At 58.8% G+C, this 19,403-nt stretch carries 14 protein-coding genes and 1 pseudogene; 9 read left to right on the forward strand and 6 right to left on the reverse strand.

What is annotated here, in order from left to right:
• Positions 1–15 precede the first annotated feature (15 nt).
• The 5 genes and pseudogenes from FG381_RS12930 to FG381_RS02410 all read left to right on the forward strand — a co-directional run.
• A pseudogene (locus tag FG381_RS12930) lies at positions 16–294 on the forward strand (hypothetical protein); the annotation flags it as partial.
• A 137-nt stretch (positions 295–431) separates the two neighbouring features.
• Entirely contained in the window at positions 432–584 is a 153-nt protein-coding gene (locus FG381_RS12710) for a hypothetical protein (RefSeq protein ID WP_226960381.1), read from the forward strand.
• Between the two features lie 223 nt (positions 585–807).
• Complete coding sequence (locus FG381_RS02400; RefSeq protein WP_228025682.1) at positions 808–3,168, forward strand: molybdopterin-dependent oxidoreductase; 2,361 nt, start codon at positions 808–810, stop codon at positions 3,166–3,168.
• Positions 3,169–3,503: 335 nt separating this feature from the next.
• Complete coding sequence (locus FG381_RS02405) at positions 3,504–4,316, forward strand: MetQ/NlpA family ABC transporter substrate-binding protein (RefSeq protein WP_139687372.1); 813 nt, start codon at positions 3,504–3,506, stop codon at positions 4,314–4,316.
• 215 nt (positions 4,317–4,531) lie between these two features.
• Entirely contained in the window at positions 4,532–6,454 is a 1,923-nt protein-coding gene (locus FG381_RS02410) for an IS1634 family transposase (protein ID WP_139687373.1), read from the forward strand.
• A 25-nt stretch (positions 6,455–6,479) separates the two neighbouring features.
• On the opposite strand, the gene FG381_RS02415 is transcribed toward FG381_RS02410, so the two are convergent.
• On the reverse strand, positions 6,480–7,664 hold the full coding sequence (locus FG381_RS02415; protein ID WP_139687374.1) for an ATP-binding protein: 1,185 nt from the start codon (positions 7,662–7,664) through the stop codon (positions 6,480–6,482).
• Positions 7,665–8,476: 812 nt separating this feature from the next.
• On the opposite strand from FG381_RS02415, the gene ltrA reads away from it, so the two are divergent.
• Positions 8,477–9,676, forward strand: coding sequence for a group II intron reverse transcriptase/maturase (gene ltrA / locus FG381_RS02420; RefSeq protein WP_228025684.1), 1,200 nt, complete (start codon positions 8,477–8,479; stop codon positions 9,674–9,676).
• Positions 9,677–9,813: 137 nt separating this feature from the next.
• Here the strand turns inward: ltrA and FG381_RS02425 are convergent, their stop codons facing one another.
• Positions 9,814–11,142 carry an OmpP1/FadL family transporter gene (locus tag FG381_RS02425; RefSeq protein ID WP_139687376.1) on the reverse strand — a complete coding sequence of 443 codons (1,329 nt, stop codon included), beginning with the start codon at positions 11,140–11,142 and terminating at the stop codon, positions 9,814–9,816.
• Between the two features lie 121 nt (positions 11,143–11,263).
• Positions 11,264–11,410 carry a hypothetical protein gene (locus FG381_RS12525; RefSeq protein WP_165697809.1) on the reverse strand — a complete coding sequence of 49 codons (147 nt, stop codon included), beginning with the start codon at positions 11,408–11,410 and terminating at the stop codon, positions 11,264–11,266.
• Between the two features lie 233 nt (positions 11,411–11,643).
• Between FG381_RS12525 and FG381_RS02430 the strand changes: the two genes are divergently transcribed.
• On the forward strand, positions 11,644–12,795 hold the full coding sequence (locus FG381_RS02430; protein ID WP_139687377.1) for a porin: 1,152 nt from the start codon (positions 11,644–11,646) through the stop codon (positions 12,793–12,795).
• Between the two features lie 23 nt (positions 12,796–12,818).
• Positions 12,819–13,637, forward strand: coding sequence for an SGNH/GDSL hydrolase family protein (locus tag FG381_RS02435; RefSeq protein ID WP_139687378.1), 819 nt, complete (start codon positions 12,819–12,821; stop codon positions 13,635–13,637).
• 151 nt (positions 13,638–13,788) lie between these two features.
• Here FG381_RS02435 and mmuM read toward each other — a convergent pair whose 3' ends face one another.
• The 3 genes from mmuM to FG381_RS02450 all read right to left on the reverse strand — a co-directional run bounded on the left by mmuM (position 13,789) and on the right by FG381_RS02450 (position 16,902).
• Positions 13,789–14,745, reverse strand: coding sequence for a homocysteine S-methyltransferase (gene mmuM, locus FG381_RS02440; RefSeq protein ID WP_139687379.1), 957 nt, complete (start codon positions 14,743–14,745; stop codon positions 13,789–13,791).
• Between the two features lie 147 nt (positions 14,746–14,892).
• Entirely contained in the window at positions 14,893–15,768 is an 876-nt protein-coding gene (locus FG381_RS02445) for a MetQ/NlpA family ABC transporter substrate-binding protein (RefSeq protein ID WP_139687380.1), read from the reverse strand.
• A gap of 300 nt (positions 15,769–16,068) precedes the next feature.
• Positions 16,069–16,902 (reverse strand): MetQ/NlpA family ABC transporter substrate-binding protein, encoded by an 834-nt coding sequence (locus FG381_RS02450; protein WP_139687381.1) that lies wholly within the window; start codon positions 16,900–16,902, stop codon positions 16,069–16,071.
• Between the two features lie 320 nt (positions 16,903–17,222).
• Here FG381_RS02450 and FG381_RS02455 point away from each other — a divergent pair, with 320 nt between their 5' ends.
• Positions 17,223–19,346: an acetate--CoA ligase family protein gene (locus FG381_RS02455; RefSeq protein ID WP_139687382.1), complete on the forward strand. Its 2,124-nt coding sequence runs from the start codon at positions 17,223–17,225 to the stop codon at positions 19,344–19,346.
• Positions 19,347–19,403 lie beyond the last annotated feature (57 nt).

A 19,403-nucleotide genomic window follows, 5' to 3' on the forward strand; every position in this document is an offset into this window, starting at 1 on the left:
CTCTCCGACGCGCTGATGCTCTGCGATATCTGGAAGACGTTTCAGTATGTCATTTCGACTGCGCAAGTGCGGAATGTGCTGACGAAGGATTTTCTCTGCGAGCTTCATGCCATAGCTCTCGGGAATCATCAGCTTTCTGAAAAGCAGCAGGGAACGGTTCATCAGGAGCGCAAAGCGATCGGAGGCGGTGCGCGCTCGAGAGAACAGCTTGAGACCGAACTGGAGCATTGCCTTTCCGCGGCACGCCGGATTGATGATCCGTTTGAAAAGGCCGCCGGCATCCATTGCGGTCTTCTTCGCCTCAGGTACTTCACGGCCGGGAATCGCCGCACTGCCCGGCTCATGGAGACCGCGGTTCTGGTGAATCACGGCATCACGCCTCTCTTCATTGAGGAAAGCGACATGAGCAGCTATCCGGATGCCGTCCTCTCATGCTGCGAGAGAGAAGCGTCCGCAAATACGCGGAATTCTTCCTCCGCGCCTTCCAGCGAACGATCGACAGCCTCCTCAATCGCGGGGAGGCCTTTGAAGCCGCCCGCCGGGAAGACGGAGAACGCATCCGCAGGTACCGCAGCCGAGAATGACCGCGCGGAGAACGCCTGCAGGCTCGAGCGAGACCTCCGAGTCTTACTTTGCCCGGCATCAACTCATGGCCTTATTTCAGGATCAAACATTCCCTGGAAGCGAAAAATCACAAAGACGATCATGCATCGTTCAATTTTCCGCTCATAATCGCCCTTCACCAGAGCAAGAGCCCATTCATCAATGGCTCCGGCGTCTCATTCAATTCTTCCGGAACTCAGGATCATGACTGAGAGAGAAACTTTAACTGCCTCTCACTGGGGACTCTTCTACGCCCTGACCAAAGATGGCCGCCTCACGGGCGCCAGGCCATTTGAGAAGGACTGTGCGCCGTCGCCCAATCTTGAGGACATCGCCAGCCTCCCCTACGCAGAAGCCAGAATCCTTGAGCCCATGGTGCGCCGGAGTTTTCTGGAAAGGGGGAAAGATAGCCGCGCGGACCGCGGAAATGATTCCTACGTTCCGGTGAGCTGGGATAAGGCGCTCGACCTTGCAGCCGACGCGATTCGAAGCACCTACCGGGATTTCGGGCCGAGCGCCGTTTGGGGCCGTTCCTACGGCTGGAAGTCTCCGGGAAGCGTCAACAATTCAATTGCGCTCCTTCAGAGGCTTCTCAACCTCATGGGCGGCTACATCGAAACCGGGAACAGCTACTCCACCGCCGCGATCGGAACCATTCTCCCCTACGCGCTCGGCATCAAGGACCCGCGCTCCACGGGCTGGGACACGATTCTCGAACATACGGAACGGATCGTCCTCTGGGGGTGCGACCCGCTCGTCACGAACGACATCGACTGGACGACGACGCTCCATGAGGGAACGGAGATCTTCAGAAGCCTTAAAGGCCACCCGCGCATCCGCACCATTGCGGTCAACCCCGTCTGCCCCAGGACCGCTCAGGAAATCGGAAGCCAGTGGATTGCCGCCAGGCCCGGCACCGACTGCGCCCTGATGCTCGGGATCCTCTACGTGCTGATTAAGGAGAATCTTGCCGACGAAGCGTTCCTCAGCCGCTGCACCACCGGCTGGCCCGAGCTAAGGTCCTATGTTCTCGGCGACGAGGACGGCATTGCCAAAACGCCCGCCTGGGCGGCAGCGGAATCGGGAGTCCCGGCTCATGACATTGAGGCGCTCGCCCGCGACATGGCCGCTCACCGCACGATGATCATGTTCGGCTGGGGGCCGCAGCGCGCCCGCTACGGGGAACTCCCGCCATGGATGGCGGTGGCTCTGGCCGCTGCGCTCGGCCAGATCGGGCTCCCGGGCGGCGGCATCGGCACCAACTACCACTACTGCAACGGCGGCTGCCCGCCGGGAACGGGCCCGCAGCTCGGCCAGATCCCGTCGAGGGTGCCTCCCGCAGTTCCCGTCGTCCATCCCTGGAAAGGGAGCCGCGCCGTTCCGGTCGCCCGAATGGCGGACGTTCTCGCCCATCCCGGCAAGGTCATCGCCTGGAACGGCAGCCGGATCGAATACCCGGACGTGCACCTCGTCTTCTGGGCGGGCGGCAATCCCTTCGCGCACCATCCGGATACGAGAAGGCTCGAGGAGGCCTGGCGCCGCCCTGACGCCGTGATCGTCGCCGAAAGCTTCTGGAACGCCACCGCGCGGCATGCGGACATTGTTCTTCCAGCATCGACCTTTCTGGAGAGAACCGACATCACGCCGATCGGCACCTACATCAATGACGGCATCGTCCTCATGAAGCAGGCGATTGACCCGATCGGGGGCTCGAAAAGCGACTACGCCATCTTCTCCGCCCTCGCTCGCCGCCTCGGACTTGAGGAACCCTTCACGGAGGGGCTCACGGAAGCAGAATGGATCCGAAAGCTCTACGAGGACGCGAGAAGCCGGAGCCTCGCATCCGGCCTCAAAACGCTTCTCCCCAAATGGGAATCTTTTGAAAAAGCCGGCGTCATTCTCTACCCGCACGAAAAGAAGAATGAAGGGTATGTCGCATTCGCGGATTTCCGCCGCGACCCCGAAGCGCATCCCCTCAAAACGGAGACCGGGAAGATCGTTCTTTATTCAGAACGAATCGCCAGCCTCGGCTACGCAGACTGCCCGCCGCACCCCGCCTACCTGAAGCCCTATGAGGCTTACGGGAACGCGGAACATGCGGCTGACGCTGCGGCGCTCAGAAATCCTGAAGGCGGGTACCTCCAGCTCGTATCGCCCAAAAGCGATGCGCGGCTTCACAGCCAGCTCAATGCCGTTACCTTCAGGAAGTCCCAGATTGCCGGCCGGGAAATCTGCCTCATCAACCCGGCGGATGCGTCTCTGCGCAACATTGCAACGGGCGACGTGATCCGGGTCTCGAGCCTCCGCGGCGCCATTCTTGCAGGCGCCGTCGTAACGGATTCCGTTCGTCCGGGAGCCGTCGTCGTACATCACGGCGGCTGGTTTGACCCGCAGAAGGTGGAGGGCGAAGCACTCGACGTTCACGGATCATCAAACGTCCTCACGCCCGATGATCCGGCAAGCTCCCTCTCCTGCGGCAACATTGCCTCCACTGCGCTCGTTCAGGTTTCCAAATGGACAGGGACAGCGCCGGAGGTTAAGGTCTTCGAGCCGCCAGAAAACTGATTCCTGCTCAAATGCACGCCTCCCCGGGTAATACCGCAGGAGGCGTTCTTTTATCCGCCTCCTGGTAAACAACCTTCAGGCAATATGTCCTTCATGCCGATGGCCCGCGGGGCCGTCGCGGCAAGGCTTCGGAGCAGGAATCCTCTTTTCTGCTCCGAAGCGTTCTTCGAGTGCCTGCTGCACCGGAGCGCTTCTCTCTTCTGTACCGCTTTCTCTTTCAGAAAGCTTTGATGCTGATGACTCTGAAAACCTCCGTCGACAGGCACAAGGTCGCAATGACCTCACGCACGCCGCCAGCTCGCGTCTTCAACCGAACAGCCTCCCGGAGCCGATCCATGTCTATTTTTCATCATTCCCTGAAATCCTTCGCCGGCGCAGCCGCTGCCGCCGTCCTTGCCTGCACTGCCTTTTCGTCCACTGCCGCCGCTGCCGACGTGATCCGTATCGGCGCAACGCCGGTGCCGCACGCCGACATCCTCAACTTCATCAAGCCGAAGCTCGAAAAGGAAGGCGTTGAGCTCAAGGTGACTGAGTTCACGGACTTTGTGCAACTTAACCTTGCCCTCAGCAACAAGGACCTCGACGCTAACTACTTCCAGTCGACGCCCTACCTTGAGACCTACGAGAAGCAATACGGCGTCAAGTTCGCAACGCTGGTCGGCGTCCATCTCGAGCCGATGGCCGTCTACTCCAAAAAATACAAGAGCCTCAGCGAGATCCCGGAAGGCTCCCGCATTGCGCTTCCGAGCTATCCGACAACGGAAGGGCGCGCGCTCAAGGTGCTCGAGTCCACGGGCCTCATCAAGCTTCGCGAGGGCGCCTCGCTTCTCTCGACTGTTAGAGACATCGCGGAGAACCCCAAGAACCTCACGTTCTATGAACTCGAGGCGGCTCAGGTTCCGCTTGCGCTCAACGACGTCGCCGCCGCCGTCATCAACGCGAACTTCGCGCTCCAGGCGGGCCTGAGTCCGATCAAGGACTCGATCGCGATCGAGCCTTCCTCGTCGCCCTTCGTCAACATCGTCGTGGTGCGCCCTGGCGATGAGACGAAGCCCGCGTTCCAGAAGCTCAAGGCCGCGATCACGTCGCCCGAGGTCAAAAAATTCATTGAGGAGAAGTACAAGGGCGGCGTCATTCCGACCTTTTGAGGTCCCTGAAGCCCGCATCTGATGATTCAAAAGCCCGCTGGTTCTTCGCCGGCGGGCTTTCTGACCCAAACTCCCGGCCTCTAGCACCATCGGGTATTGACTCAAGTTAAAAGGTGCCAAAACTTTCTTTTTAATCCCGTGTTTTCTATAAAAAATGAAAACGCGGGATTTATTTTGGCAGTATAATAGCTCTACTCTATTTTAGAGTTGGTGCTATGAAAAGCGGTAACAAAAAACAACTCACCGGTTTCTCCGTGCAGAAGGATGGGGAGACTGAAAAGTGGCATGTTTTCCTGAGAACCAATCGCCGGTCCGGCTATCAGTACGTCGTGGCTGAGACTAATCATTGGGACAAGGAGAAGAAGCAGGCCCGCGTGACGGGGCGTCAGATGGTCGGCCGCATTCAGCCAACCAATGAGATCACCGTGTCCCCCAGGTTCCGCAAAAGATTTCCCCAATTCACACAGCCCGAACTCTTCTTTTGGGAAGGTCAGCTGCTCTCGCGATCTGAGTATCTTTCTGCCAATCCAAATGCTCAGCAGGAATGGGATGAGCTGGAGGCGCAGCAGCAGAAAGACGCGAAGGAAGCCGCCGCAAAGGCGCAGCTGCTGGCTTCCGGCGAGGAACTGGAACCGGATCCGCTTGAGGAAATGCGTCAGGCGCGCCGTTATCTCCGCATCGGCAAGCCCTGGGCTGCATGGATGACGCTGCTCAACTGCGGCATGCTCGATGCCCTTGTGGGCATTTTCGGCGCGGATGACGGACTGCTTCTTGCTCAGTTGGCCGTCTATGTCTTCGACCAGGGACCTGCCATGGATCGATTTGAGGATTGGGCCGCTGCCACAGGGCTTCCTCGACTGCAGCCTGTTTCCGGGCAGAGGATTTCAGAGCTTCTCAGCCGAATTGATCAGAGCAAAATCGACGCCTTTTTCAAGACGCGCTACGACGCTGCGCGCGAGAGGTTCTTTGCTCGCCAGCGAGCACAGACCAGCTCCGGCGAAGACGCCGGAGAGCCTCAGCAGCCGTTCCTCGTCGCCTTCGACAGCACAGGCATCAGTACATTTTCCACAACCATCGATCAAGCGGAGTACGGCCACGCCAAGCAGAACCCGGAGCTCAAGCAGGTCAATCTGATGCTTCTATGCGATGAGGAAACGGGCGAGGCCATCTTCGCTTACAGCTACTGGGGATCCATCAATGACTCAAAGGCGTTTGTCCCCATTCTGAAGCACATGATTTCCGCCGGCTTCGATCTGTCCTTTGTGACGTTTGTTACGGATCGCGGCTTCAGGAATCCGTTTGCCACGCAATTCCTGCTTGATCATCACATTGGATTCGTCCAGGGCATTCCCATCGTTGAAGACTCCGTCAAGAAGCTGTTCCGCCAGCACCGGGATCTGCTCACGCAGAACGGCTACATGAACGGCGACACGGGATTTGTTGAAATGGCTCTCAGCCCCTCGGAGGCTGAAGCCTGGACGGAAAATTTACCGGGGGTGAAGCCTATTCAGCGCAAGGTCTTCATTTACCTCTATTACAATCCCCTGACCAACAGTTTCGCAGCGCGACGCCTAGCCAAGGATGTCGAGGATGCGCTCAAGGTTCTGAATTCGGGCAGGAAACTGGACCCCCGTCTGGCTCAGCGTACGGCCAATTGCATCGGAGAGAAGGAATCCGATAAGGGTCATAAGGTTTACTACCGCAAGGCGCAGGTTATGACGCGGAAGACCGAGTTTGAAGGGTGCCTGGCCATCCGAACGGATCGGTATTTGTCTGCGGCTCAAGTGTTTACGATCTACTCGGACCGCAACAACATCGAACGCACCTTCCGGGAGCTGAAGGTCGAGGAAGATGCGCGCCGCCTGATGGCAACGCAGACTGCCTTTGAGGGAAAGCTGTTCGTTTATGAACTGGCCCAGTCAATCTATAGACAGGTAGCCATGCAGGCTCGAAAGAAGCAGGCTGTTCTGCCTGGGAACTCATTGAACAAGCTTCTGGCAGCCATTGAGCCGGTAGTGGCTGTGCGTGTGGGGAACAGCCGTGAATGGAGGGTGGATCTGCTGACCAGGCGGCAGACTCAGGTCTATGAGCAGATCGGCGTCACCCCTCCCGCGGGGAAGCACTACTTTTGGTGCTAGCCCACGGGAGTTTGGGTTCTGATCTTCAACGCCACAATTCCGAAATGTCTGCCTTCAGAAAAGTCTCCAGAGACAAACCTGCCGGTCCGACGATAAAGGCACGATCTGCACCGAACTTCTGACGAAAGACCTCCAGTCCCTTAGAAGACTTTTCGAAATTGCTTTTCACCTCGATGGCAATCAGCTTGCCGCGAGCTCTGATGACGAAATCCACTTCATCGGATCCATCCCGCCAGTACGCCAAATCAAAACGCAGACGGAACGATTGACTCATCAAATAAGCGCCGACAGCAGACTCCACGTAGCGCCCCCAGACAGCCGGATCGGCACGTACCGAAGCGAAAGCGTCGTCCTTCATCGCGGTTTTCAGCGCGTTGTTGTGCACTTGAAATTTCGGGATGCTCGCGCGCTTGCGCGCCTCGTCTGCGGCATATTTCTGCAGTGCTCCCAACAGGCCCGCCTCATTGAGCTTGTTGAGGTAATGCGTTAGCGTGGTCGTATTCCCTGCATCCTGAAGCTGACCGAGCATTTTAGTGAGAGACAGAATTTCTCCTGAATACTGCGCGCCCAGCTCAAAGGTTCTGCGCAGCAGCGCCGGCTTCGCGACCGGCGTATCAACGAGAATATCTCTGTTGACCGAGGCGTCGATGATGGCGCCCTGAATGTATGACCGCCACCGATCCTTGTCCCTGATGTCGCCTGCCGCTCCGGGGTAGCCGCCGAAATAAACATATTCGTCCAACGTAAGTCCAAAGGCTTCCCGCATCTCATCGTAAGCCCAGTGCGTCATGCGAATTTCTTCGCATCTCCCCATCAGTGACTCACTCAATCCTCTGGAAATCCATATCCGGGACGATCCTAAGAGCACCACCTTGATGTTTGTCTTTTCCCGGGCATCACGATCCCATTCGGCTTTAACGGCTTCGCTCCAGTTCGGGATTTTTTGAATCGCATCGAAAACCAAGATGTTCTGAGACCAGCCGTTAAGGCGCATCTCCAGTCTCGCCTGCTCCCAGCAGGATGAAATCCACCCGGCCGTGTCCGCCACATTATCGGCGGAATAGTAGGCGGCCGGCACATTGAGGGCGTCAAGCGCCTGATTCACGACCGTTGTTTTACCCACCTGACGGGGCCCCATAACCACCTGAATGAAGCGCCTCGGCTCATTGAGCCGCTCTATCAACAACTTGACTTCCTGTCGCTGAAACATCTTTAGCCCCATATACTCAATGAGATGAGTAATTTTACTCAATCTACTGAGTAAATTTACTCAATACATTAAGTAAATTTTTGAAGTGCCCCGGACGATGAGACGAAGCCCAGGTTCCTGAGGCTTAAAGGCCGCGTCATTCCGACCTCAAAGTCCCGGATTCCCATCCCTGACGCGGCAAAAAGCCCGCCGGTTCTTCGCCGACGGGCTTTCTCTTGTGCGCCCGGCAGCGCACGTGTGTTTATGTGGTGAAAGTCCACTGACCGCCCGAGAAGGGGAAGGTCTAGCGACTCGGCAGAGTCAGGGAGGCAACAAACTGATGAAGGAAGCCGATAGCAAATAGCCAGTCCGACGAACAGGAAGCGGATGCGAGGCGTCTCAATTGGGAGAGCGAGCAAGAAGTCGTTAACCCCATACTTCTACGGACACAGTTGGGACGTAAATCCGACGGATAGGGCTAGAAGCGCATGTGTGATACCCGGGGAGATCCCTGCCAGTGCCTATGGCTACCAACGCCGCAAGGCGGAGGGATGCTGGTTGGGAAGTCAGCCGAGGCCGTAGTAGGCGAAACTGCCGAAGGGCCGAATTCAAACATTGCAAGTAGAGGATGCATATCTCTTCGACAGCGACGGCAGTAGCCGCGGGAAACCGTAATCGAAGCAAATCGAGTAGATCTGCCCGGAGGATGGAGGACGGAAGCCGAGATCCAAGGGGCGGGGCCGGAGGTCGAACAAGCTACCGTAGGGAAGCACCATTGGACGAAAGCAGGAGGACCAGTGATAACGCTGGAGGAAGTTCTATCACCAAGGAACATGCTTCAGGCATGCGACCGGGTGATAACCAATAAGGGAGCTCCGGGGGTTGACGGCATGACTGTCGACCAATGCTCGGGGCACTTTGCCAAGCATGGCGCGAGCATCTGCGCGCACATCCGACAGGGAACGTACATTCCCTTCCCGGTGCGTCGCGTCGATATCCCAAAGCCGAACGGAGGCACCAGAATGCTGGGCATCCCGACGGTGCAGGACCGCGTGATCCAGCAGGCAATCGCGCAGATTCTGACTGCGCATTACGACCCGACCTTTTCGGAATACAGCTATGGATTCCGTACGGGACGCAGTGCGCATGACGCGATCAAGCAATCGACCGCCTACATTGAAGGCGGCTGTCGCTTCATCGTAGAAATGGATCTTGCGAAGTTCTTCGATACGGTGAACCACGACAGACTGATGTCGCGCCTTGAGAAGGACTGCGCCGACAAACCGCTTCTGAAGCTGATCCGACGGTATTTGCGGACGGGCATCATGTCCGACGGGCTGGTTGAAGCTCGCGAGGAAGGCACGCCGCAAGGATCGCCGCTCAGCCCAATCCTGTCGCTGATCGTCCTTGACGAACTCGACAAGTTCTTGGAGAAGCGCGGATTGCGGTTCTGTAGGTACGCGGATGATTGCAACATATACGTGCAATCGCGTCTCGCGGGCGAACGTGCGCTGGCAACGGCAACGAAATTTATCGAGGAGACGCTCAAGTTGCGGGTGAACCGCGACAAGAGCGGCGTCTTTCGCCCTGGCAGGGCGAAATTCCTCGGCTACACGTTCTGGCGCCGGAAGCCAGTCGCACACCCGAAAAGCATCGACAGACTGAAGCAGAAGCTGAAGGCTGTCTTCTTTCGGGCGCGAGGCTCATCGCTTCTCGCGACCATCAAGCGACTCAACATGATCCTGCGAGGGTGGCGGAATTATTTCCAGCTTGACCTTCGCAAATCGGTATACGACAAGCTGGACTGCCATATCCGGAGACACCTTCGGAAGCTGGTGTGGCTGGCATGGAAAAAGCCGAAACGCCGATTGGCGGCTCTGATCAAGTTGGGGATCCCCACTGCTGAAGCCAGAAAAGCCGCCGGTGTCGGGTCAGGCGCCTGGAGGATGTCAGGGACGCAAACCATGCACAAGGCCTACCCGATCGACTTCTTTCGACGCAACAAGCTGTACTCTCTGCTTGAGATGAGATAGCAACCTTCATTCATGTTTGGAAACCGCCGGATGCCGAACGGCATGTCCGAAGAGGCCCAATCACGGGGCCATGCGGTGTGGGAGGGGGCACCCTGCAAAGGGGCCCTCTACCCGATTTGTCTTCAGCTCATATTCGATCAAAACTTGTACTGGAGCTGAGCGCCGATGAGATAAGCATCAAGCTTTCTGAACTTGCCGATCTTCTCGCCGTTGTCGTAAAGGCTCCGTTCGCCGACGCCGTGGAGGTGCGCAAAGGCCAGATCCATCACGAGGTTGTCGTCGAACTTGAAGCTCGAACCCACGGCAAACCACCAGCGGCGGGCATCCGGAATGATGGCCGTACGGTATTCGGGCTTGTCGATCGGCGAGGTTTCATAGGCAATACCGCCGCGAAGCGTCCACCAGTTCGTCAGGCGAAGGTCCGCACCGACGGAACCCATGTAGGTGTCCTTCCACTTGTTGACCACCTGCCCGCCGACGCCGGTCACGTTGGTCGTGATGTCGAGTTCGTCGAAGGACGACCAGTCCGTCCAGCGGAAGGTGCCGTAAAGGCTGAGGAGTTCATTCACATCCCAAGCGACATTGGCCATGGCCCACGCGGGAGCCGTAACCGTGGCGTAGCCGTCAAAGGACTGCGTATTGAGAGCCATGCCGAGCAGCATAAGTTTTTGCTGGGCTAAGCTGCCATTGTCGAGACTGCCAGCCATATCGATCAAATTGCCGCCAGTAATCGAGGCATTACCCCATTTTGCGTTTTTTAGCGTGAAATCGCCTTCCGCATCATGCTTGATCTTTGAGCGATAGGAAACACCCACGCGGAAGTTTTCCGTCGGCGACCACATCATGCCGAGGTTGAAGCCCCAGGCCCAGCTGTCGGCATCGATTTCGGATTCGGCTGAAATAATCTGACCGTTTACAACGCCAAAATTGTTGCGCTTCTTGAGATCCGCCTGCGCGTACTGCAGCGACACGCCTGCGCCGAAGCTCAGCTTCTCGGTCGCCTTCCAGGCAACGTTCGGGTTGAAGTCGAAGGTGAGGATCGTGGCGGAAATGCCGTGATCCGCATGCTCCCAGTTGCTGTCGTATTCCGTACCCATGCCGAAGGGAACCGTCATGGCGAGGCCCACCCATGTGCTCTCGTTGATCTGGTGCGTAATGAAGCCGTGCGGAATCGCCTGGCTTGCCTCACGGCCGTTTTCCTTCGTGCCGTTGTCGCCGGCGTATTCGAGATTAAGACCAATGCCGACGAAGCCCGCCTGCATCTGCGTGCCGGGATGCAGAACCATCGTGGCGGGATTGAAATAGACGCCCGAAAGATCGGTGCCGTCGACGCCGACGCCCGCGTAGGCGCGGCCGAGGGCGCCCGCGGACTGTTCGGTGAGCTGGAAGCCCGCGGCATGAACGGTCGAAGAGAAGGCCGCGGAGAGCGCAACGGCAGCGGCGGCAAGCTTGAATGAATTCTTCACAATGGTCTCCGTAGTGGATGCGGCAGCCGCAGGCGGCTGCATTGAGTTCTGTTATGGGCGGGCATTCTGCCGATCAGAACACATTCAAAACGAAGGCAAAATTAGGGGTAAATACTGATTTTTATGAAAATTCATCACCAATAAAAGCTAATCCATTTGTCATCCACTCGCTTTCTTCCGACGGATTCCTTGTTTTCCGGGGAATCCGAAGATTGAATGCGGACTGCCCCTGGCCTTCCCCATCTTCTTTAAGGACAAGCTGCAGCATGTCGGAATTTTTCCTGAGTCCATTCCGGAATTTTTCCTGACTGCATGCAGGAATTTTTCCTGACTTTGCACGTCCGTCGAGCGAACCTCTTTCCAATCAGCTTTATTTTTGCTGAGCTCTTTGCAGAACCCGCAAAGCTACTTTGCGCGGCGAAGCGTTTCCTAAAAAACGAATGACTTCTATCGTTTGCTGCATCCCCTCAAACACCAAAGTCTCTTTCAAGGAGCACTCCCATGAAGTCTTTCCGAATTTCGCTCATTGCTGCCGCACTCCTGGCCTCCAGCGCCCTGCAGGCCGCCGACGTCGACCTTTACGGACGCATCGACACCGGGTTTCTCTATACGCTCAACAACGGCGAATCTTCGGACACCTTCGCCATGACCTCCGGCCGCTCCTCGGGCTCGCGCTTCGGCTTCAAGGGAAAGGAATCGCTCAGCGACGACTGGCAGGTCCGCTTTGTTCTGGAGTCTGGCTTCGCTGCGGACTCGGGCGAACTCTCTTCCGCCAACCGCATCTTCGGACGCCAGTCAACGGTATCGCTCTTCAATAAGGATCTTGGCGAAATCGCGTTCGGCCGCGCCGGAAAGCCCCTCTCCGGGTCCGATCAGTTCACGCGGATTTCGCGCTTTACGCCCTTCGGCGTCACCTACGGCGATGCAGGGCTCCTCTTCTACGGCAAGGGCGGACGCGTCGACAACGGCATTTTCTACAAGTCGCCCACCGTCGCGGGCTTCACGGCGGTGCTCTCCGGGTCCTTCAATACAAACGGTGCTGAGGGGGCTGAATGGTCCGACAACACGCGATTTATCGGCGGGTCTCTTGACTGGAAGTACGGGAACTTCGGCATGATGATCGGTGCCGAAGAGATCATCCTCCGCCGCGCGGATGAAGCGGACAATCAGGACAAGAACCCGAGGACGCTCTTTCTGGGCGCTTCATACAACTTCGGCTTCATGGAGCTCCTTGCCGGCTATCAGCGCGGCTGGGGACTCGACCGTGTCGGCGCCCTGCAGAGCATCAAAATCACGCCGAAAACCGGCGGCACCAACAGCGCTCAGATTGAAAACTGGGAAGGCGACAGCTTCATGCTGGGCGCGAAGATTCCCTGCGCGGGCGGCGTCATCCGTCTGAGCGGCATTCTGGTCGACGGTGAAAACGGCCGCGACATCGCAAGCAATAAGGTGGGCTCCCTCGGCAAGGATGCGGGCTACTGGGCAGTCGCCGCGGGCTACACCTATCCTTTAAGCAAGCGCACGAACGTCTACGGCGTCGTCTCTCATCTTGAAGGCAGAAAAGGCCTCGGCGATTCGCGATACTCCATCTACAACAGCGACGGCGACCTCGACCGCGAGCAGCTGGCGGTCGGCCTCGTGCACAAATTCTGATTGCCTCGTCGAAGGATTCAACAATGAAAACACTCTTCATCGCAGCCGGTCTCGCTGCCGGCATTCTCCTCTCGGGTTCGGCCGCGGCGCTCGAAAACACTGTGAAGCCTGAGGTCACGGCGCCACTCGCCTCGTCCCCGAAGGTCGCGCTCTTGGTCGGCAACTCCTACTCCTTCTACAACTGCGGCGTCCACACGTATCTGCGCGGGTTCATGAAGGCGGGCACCCCGAAGGAGAACATGAAGACGCGGCTCCTCACCATCAGTTCCGGGTCGCTCTCCTTCCATGACATGGCGTTCTATTTGTCGCCCCATGAGCAGGACCCGTACGCCAAAGTGAAGGACGGCAGACTCGAGCATCCGATGTTCGACGTCGTTCTCTTGCAGGAGAATTCCGCGGGAGCAACGTCCGCAAAGCGCGCGCCCTATTTCGAAAAGTATGTGAAGCTTGATGCCGAAATCATCCGGAAGGCCGGAAGCGTCCCGATGGTCGTGATGACCTGGCCCAAAAAGGACAAGCCGCATGAGATTAAAAAGCTCGCCGACACGACGATCCGGATCGCCAACGATGCGAAAACGCAGGTGATCCCGGTCGGACTCGCCTTCATGGAAGCCATCCGTGAAAAGCCCGAGCTCGAGCTCTACATGCCCGACAAGAGCCATCCGTCTGCAGCCGGCTCCTATCTCTACGGCGCCGTGCTCTACAGCACGCTTTTTCATCGGTCTCCCGAAAACATCAACTACGCCGGCGAATGCGAGAAGCCCCTTCCCCCCGAAACGAGCGCATTCCTGAGGCGCATCGCCTGGAAGACTGTGACGGAGTTCTACGGCTGGAAGAAGTAAAAGAGCGCCTGAAGTTCTTTACTCCATTGGAGAGAAGCCGTCTTCGAGCGGAACTTCCTCCATGAAACCAAAGCTCCCGCCTTCAATCCGGAAAGCGGGAGCTTTTTTCTGAGGAGGCCAAGCGCCGTCCTCAGAGAGGATGCGCGTTTAATTACGCCTTCTTCTGAGCTTCGATGATCTTCGAGATCTCCTCAATATCGCGCGGGAGCGTGCGGCAGCAGCCGCCGATGCAGAGAGCGCCCGTCTTTTCCCAGAGCGGCACGAAGTGCTGCCAGGAGGGTTCGTGCGGACCCTGCGCGTGCCAGGTCTTCGTCCCCGGATCGTAGGTTTCCCCAGAATTCGGATAGACGACGAGGGGCTTCTTCGTCTTCGCACGCATCTTTTGGAGTGCGGGCTCCACCCATTCGCGCTTCACGCAGTTGAGGCCGAAGGCTTCAACCTGGGGGTTGGCGTCGAGCACCTCGGCGAGCTTTTCTGGCGACGTGCCGTCGGGCATCGCCTCGCCGTCCTTCAGCGTCACCGTCACCCAGCAGGTGATGTCGCGCTTTTCGATCATCGAGAGAATTGCCTCAATTTCGTCGAGCCTCGGCTGCGTTTCGATCGCGAGGATGTCCGCGCCCCCGTCAAGGAGCGCATTGAGGCGAAGCTCATGGAACTTCACGTATTCGTCGCGCGTGAGGCTGTAGGCGCCCGTGTATTCGCTGCCGTCGGCGAGATAAGCGCCGTAAGGGCCGATCGCGCCCGCAATGATGAGGTCGCCCGGAAGCCAGTCCGGGTGCTCGAGGAGCACGTCGTTCTTCGCTTCACGCGCGAGCTCGGCGCTCCTGCGGATGTAGCCCGCCGTCGCCTCGCGCGAAAAGCCTTTTGCGCCGAACCCTGCTTCCGTCGCCTGATAGGAGTCCGTGATGGCGGCGTTCGCCCCGGCTTCGAAATAGCGGCGATGCACCTCGCGCACGTATTCAGGATGCTCGATCAGCGCGCGGGCGCTCCAGAGCGAGTCGTTCAGAACCATGCCGAGCGATTCGAGGGCGGTCGACATGGCGCCGTCAATGATGAGCGCGCCGCGGCGCTCAATGATTTCGGCCATCGGGTGACGAGTGGGGATCATGGATTTTCTCCGAAAAAGAAATGCATCACGCGGATTTGAATCCTGGAGGACAGAATGTCCGGAAATTCTAGCCTGCAGCGAAAAAAGCGCCGCTCATTATTCTGAACGACGCTTTTTCTGCTTTTCAGGCTGCCTGGAATCAGAAGCTCACTTCTGGGCTTCCCAGGCAGGGAGGATCTGGCCGTTGAACTTGCCGCGGATGAATTCGGCAACTTCAGGCGACTGATAGGCCTTGACGAACGCCTTCACGGGTTCGCTCTCGACATTATCCGGACGGGCGGCAATGATGATGAGGGCGAAGGGCGCATCAAAGGATTCAAAGTAGAAGCCCTGCTTCTTCACGTCGAGGCCGCCAGAAACGGCGTAGTTCATCGGCACGCAGGCGATGTCGAGGTCGCTGATGCTGATCGGAAGCTGCGCGGCCTCGAGCTCGACGAGCTGAAGATTCTTCGGGTTCTCCGCGACGTCGTGCACGGTCGGGAGCGCCGGAGCGCCTTCCTTCACCTTGACGAGACCGGCCTTCTCAAGAAGGATGATGGCGCGGCCGCCGTTCGAGGGATCGTTCGGGATGGCAACCTTCGCGCCCTCAGGGATTGCGTCAAGCGCATGGATCTTGTTCGAATAGAGGCCCATCGGCTGAACCACCGCCTTGGCGGCGACGACAAGATTCGTGCCCTTCTGGCGGTTGAAGTTCTGAAGGAACGGCTCATGTTGATAGACCGCGATGTCGAGCTGCTTTTCGGCGAGCGCGGTATCGGGGGTGATGTAGTCGGTGAATTCAACGACCTCAACGTCGAGACCGTTCTTTTTGGCGACTTCAGCGGCCTTCGTCACAATGTCCGCGTGGGGGCCGGCCGTCACGGCGACCTTCACCTTCGCAGGACCCGCGGCCTTGGGCGCGGCAGAGGAAGCAGCGGCGGCGGGCGCCTTTTCATCGGCCTTGCCGCAGGCGGCGAGGAAGGGAGCCGCGGCAAAGGCGGCGGCGAGAGCAACGGAGCGCTTGAGGAATACACGTTTCTGCATGATTGAAAAATCCGGTTCTGTAGTGGGTAAGCGAGGGCGGGCGCATCCGCGCCGGCGTGGTCTGCTGCCGGGGCGGGGCCTCAGGCCCGGGATTAGAAAGAACGGATCCGCGACCCGTTTCGAAATCATGCCTGACGCCATCGCGTCCGGCCGGGGAAAGTGATGCACTGCAGGTAATACCGCAAGGCGAATGAGACAATTGAAATGCCTTCATGCCAAAGAAAAGCCTCCCCGCCGCCATTAAGGTTCGGGAAGGCTCTGCGAATCAACGCGCTTAAAAGAAATCAAGCGGTCAGAAGATCAGAAAGTCGGAAGCAGCGACCCCTGGTACTTCTCTTCAATGAATTTCCGGAGTTCGGGCGAATTCATGAGTTCCTTCAGGGTCTGGATTTCCGGGCGCGAAGCTTCGCCCGCGCGGATCGCGACCACATTGGCGTAGGGCGAATCCTTCGCTTCGATGGCGATCGAGTCCTTCACGGGATTGAGCCCGGCGCCGAGCGCAAAGTTGCAGTTGATGACGCCCATGGCAACGTCGTCGAGCGAACGCGGAAGCTGCGCGGCCTCGACCTCAATGATCTTCAAGTTCTTCGGATTTTCAACAATGTCGGCAGGCGTCACGAATAAGTTATTCGGGTCGTTGAGCTTGATGAGCCCCAGGTGCTGCAGAAGCAGAAGCGCGCGGCCGCCGTTCGTCGGGTCGTTCGGAATCGAAACCGAGGCGCCGTCGGGAATCGCCTTCGGGTCCTTCAGGGTCTTCGAGTAGACCGCAATCGGCGCGATGAAGACGGGCACAAGGCTTTCGAGCCTGAGGTTGTGCTGCTTCATGAAGTCGTCGAGGTAGGGCTTATGCTGGAAGAAGTTCGCATCGAGCGACTTGTCGGCAAGCGCCATGTTGGGCTGGATGTAGTCGGAGAATTCCACGACCTTGAGCTCAACGCCCTTTTCGGTGAATCTGGGCTTCAGGAAATTCATGATGTCGCCGCCCGGCACGGGAGAAACGCCGATGGTGAGCGTCTTCGCGGCCGACGCCTCTTTGGGCGCCGCCGCCTCGTCCTTCCCGCCGCATCCGGCGAGGCTGAAGGCGATGCCGGCTGCAACGCAAAGCGCGGCAAAAGGTTTCAATTGCTTAAACATAGTGCTTCCTCAAAATCCAGGTGTCCGGACCCGAAGCAGCTGAGGCCCTGAGTCCGGGAATATCCGATTTGATTCAGAATACCAACGGAAGGCGCGCCGCGCCTAAGCAAAACACCCGATGAGACGCCGCTGCGGGCGGGCTTCCCTCTGGTTTTCAGGCCGTATTCGCTTCCGCACGCAAACTCGCCCTGAGGTTAAGCATTTCGGCCGACGCCTCGCGGCCGGCCGCTTCGATACAATCAAAAAATCTGTCTTCAGGGCGGCGAAACCGCGAAGAGCCTTCGCTCCCCCTCAACCCAACTCCAAAGGAACTTCATCCCATGCTGCTCGACTCCATTCTGAAGCCCAGGGCCGTTGCCGTTGTCGGCGCCTCCACGAGGCCGCATACCATCGGCTCCGATCTTCTCAAGCGCCTTATTGAGTTCGGCTTCAAAGGCGGCATCTACCCGGTCAATCCCAAAGGCGGCGAGATCGAGGGCCTTGAGGCCTATAAGACGATCGCGGATCTTCCCGACGACGTCGACCTCGCCGTGATCGTCGTCAACGCCTCGCGCGTGCTTGAAGCGGTCGACCAGTGCCATGCGAAGGGCATCAAGGGGCTTGTCGTCATTTCCGCGGGCTTCAAGGAAACGGGCGCCGAAGGCGCGAAGCTCGAGCTTGAGCTTCTCGAGCGCGTGCGCGCCCACGGCATGCGGATGGTGGGGCCCAACTGCCTCGGCGTCGTCAACACCAACCCGGAAATTTCGCTTGACGCCTGCTTCGCCGAAAGCCTCCCCGTCGCGGGCGACATCGGCTTCGTGTCGCAGTCGGGCGCATTGGGCGGCGGCATCCTCAATATTCTGAAGGACCTCAACCTCGGCTTCGCGCAGTTCGTCTCGATCGGCAACCAGGCCGACGTGAACGCTGAAACCGCGCTCGAATACTGGGAAAACGACCCGGAAGTGAAGCAGATTCTGCTCTACATGGAATCTATTCCCGATCCGGTCAACTTCCGGCGCCTCGCGTCCCGCATCTCGAAGAAGAAGCCCGTTCTGGCGCTGAAGGCCGGTCGTTCCGCCGCGGGGGCTTCCGCCGCGTCCTCGCACACGGGGTCCCTTGCGGGCGGCGACCGCGCCGCGGACGCGCTCTTGAAGCAGTCGGGCGTCATCCGCGAGCTTTCGCTTCGCGAACTCTTCTCGAGCGCCAAGGTCTTTGCGAACTGCCCGATTCCGAAGGGCGACCGCGTGGCGATCGTCACCAACTCGGGCGGTCCCGGCATCATGGCGACCGACGCGGTCTGCGGCCACGGCATGCAGATGGCTCAGATTTCCGACGAAACGAAGGCGAAGCTTCGCGAATTCCTCCCGGCCGCCGCGTCCGTCAAGAACCCCGTCGACATGATCGCCTCGGCGCCGCTCGAACACTACCGCCGCACGGTGGAAACGGTGCTTGCCGACCCGGCCGTCGACATGGTGATGGTGATCTACCTCCCCTTCCTCGGCTTAAAGGACATCGATGTCGCTCAGGCCCTCATGGAGATCCGCGCCGCGCACCCCGAAAAGCCCATCGTCGGCGTCTTCATGACGACGAGCGAATTCTTCTCGAAGCTCTCCGAAATGCAGGTGACGGTGCCCTTCTACATGTATTCCGAGGAAGCCGCGGACGCGATGAAGCGCCTCAATGACCAGAGGCTCTGGATGGCGCGCCCCGAGGGCGAATTCCCGGAACTCCCGGAAGACACGAACCGCGTGATGCAGATCTTCCGCACGGCGGCGAACGAAGGCCGGCATGAGCTCACGACGCGCGAATCGCTCGACGTGCTCGATGCCGCGGGCGTTCGCATCTGCCGAAGCGGCATGGCGCATTCCGAAGACGAGGCGGCTGCCGTTGCAGAGAAGACCGGCTACCCTGTCGTCATGAAGATGACCTCGAAGACCACGTCCCACAAGACCGACGTGGGCGGCGTGCGCGTCGGGATCGCGAGCGAGGAGGATCTTCGCCGCGAATACCGCGACCTCATCGGAAAGCTCGAGGCGAAGGGCCTTCTCGAAGGCCTCGAAGGCGTCCTCATTCAGGAAATGGTGAAGTCGAAGCGCGAGCTCGTCACGGGCATCGCCACCGACCCGCAATTCGGGCCCATGGTGATGTTCGGCCTCGGCGGCGTCTTCGTCGAAGTGCTCAAGGACGTTGCCTTCCGCCTCGCTCCGCTCACCGACATCGACGCGAAGGACCTCATTCATTCCGTCAAGTGCGTGAAGCTTCTCGAAGGCGCCCGCGGCTTCACGCCGGCGCAGATGGATAAGGTCGAGGAAACGCTCCTTCGGATCTCGCAGCTCGCTCACGTGCACCGCTTCGTGAAGGAGCTCGACATCAATCCGCTCATGATTTCCGACAAGGACGGCGAGCCCATTGCAGTGGACGCCCGCATTGCCTTTGACCCGGAAGCGGTCAAGCTCGCGCTCTAAGCTTCAAGCCCGACAGCTGACCACCACTCCAGCGGCTTCGCGCGGACTTCTCCCGCC

This window comes from Sutterella faecalis (assembly GCF_006337085.1).
In the GTDB taxonomy this organism is placed as follows: Bacteria; Pseudomonadota; Gammaproteobacteria; order Burkholderiales; family Burkholderiaceae_F; genus Sutterella; species Sutterella faecalis.

Coding starts and splice junctions, on each gene's coding strand:
- FG381_RS12710 (WP_226960381.1), top strand. CDS start 432: ATGCTGCGAGAGAGAAGCGTCCGCAAATACGCGGAATTCTTCCTCCGC.
- FG381_RS02400 (WP_228025682.1), top strand. CDS start 808: ATGACTGAGAGAGAAACTTTAACTGCCTCTCACTGGGGACTCTTCTAC.
- FG381_RS02405 (WP_139687372.1), top strand. CDS start 3,504: ATGTCTATTTTTCATCATTCCCTGAAATCCTTCGCCGGCGCAGCCGCT.
- FG381_RS02410 (WP_139687373.1), top strand. CDS start 4,532: ATGAAAAGCGGTAACAAAAAACAACTCACCGGTTTCTCCGTGCAGAAG.
- FG381_RS02415 (WP_139687374.1), bottom strand. CDS start 7,664: ATGTTTCAGCGACAGGAAGTCAAGTTGTTGATAGAGCGGCTCAATGAG.
- ltrA (WP_228025684.1), top strand. CDS start 8,477: ATGCTTCAGGCATGCGACCGGGTGATAACCAATAAGGGAGCTCCGGGG.
- FG381_RS12525 (WP_165697809.1), bottom strand. CDS start 11,410: ATGCTGCAGCTTGTCCTTAAAGAAGATGGGGAAGGCCAGGGGCAGTCC.
- FG381_RS02430 (WP_139687377.1), top strand. CDS start 11,644: ATGAAGTCTTTCCGAATTTCGCTCATTGCTGCCGCACTCCTGGCCTCC.
- FG381_RS02435 (WP_139687378.1), top strand. CDS start 12,819: ATGAAAACACTCTTCATCGCAGCCGGTCTCGCTGCCGGCATTCTCCTC.
- mmuM (WP_139687379.1), bottom strand. CDS start 14,745: ATGATCCCCACTCGTCACCCGATGGCCGAAATCATTGAGCGCCGCGGC.
- FG381_RS02445 (WP_139687380.1), bottom strand. CDS start 15,768: ATGCAGAAACGTGTATTCCTCAAGCGCTCCGTTGCTCTCGCCGCCGCC.
- FG381_RS02450 (WP_139687381.1), bottom strand. CDS start 16,902: ATGTTTAAGCAATTGAAACCTTTTGCCGCGCTTTGCGTTGCAGCCGGC.
- FG381_RS02455 (WP_139687382.1), top strand. CDS start 17,223: ATGCTGCTCGACTCCATTCTGAAGCCCAGGGCCGTTGCCGTTGTCGGC.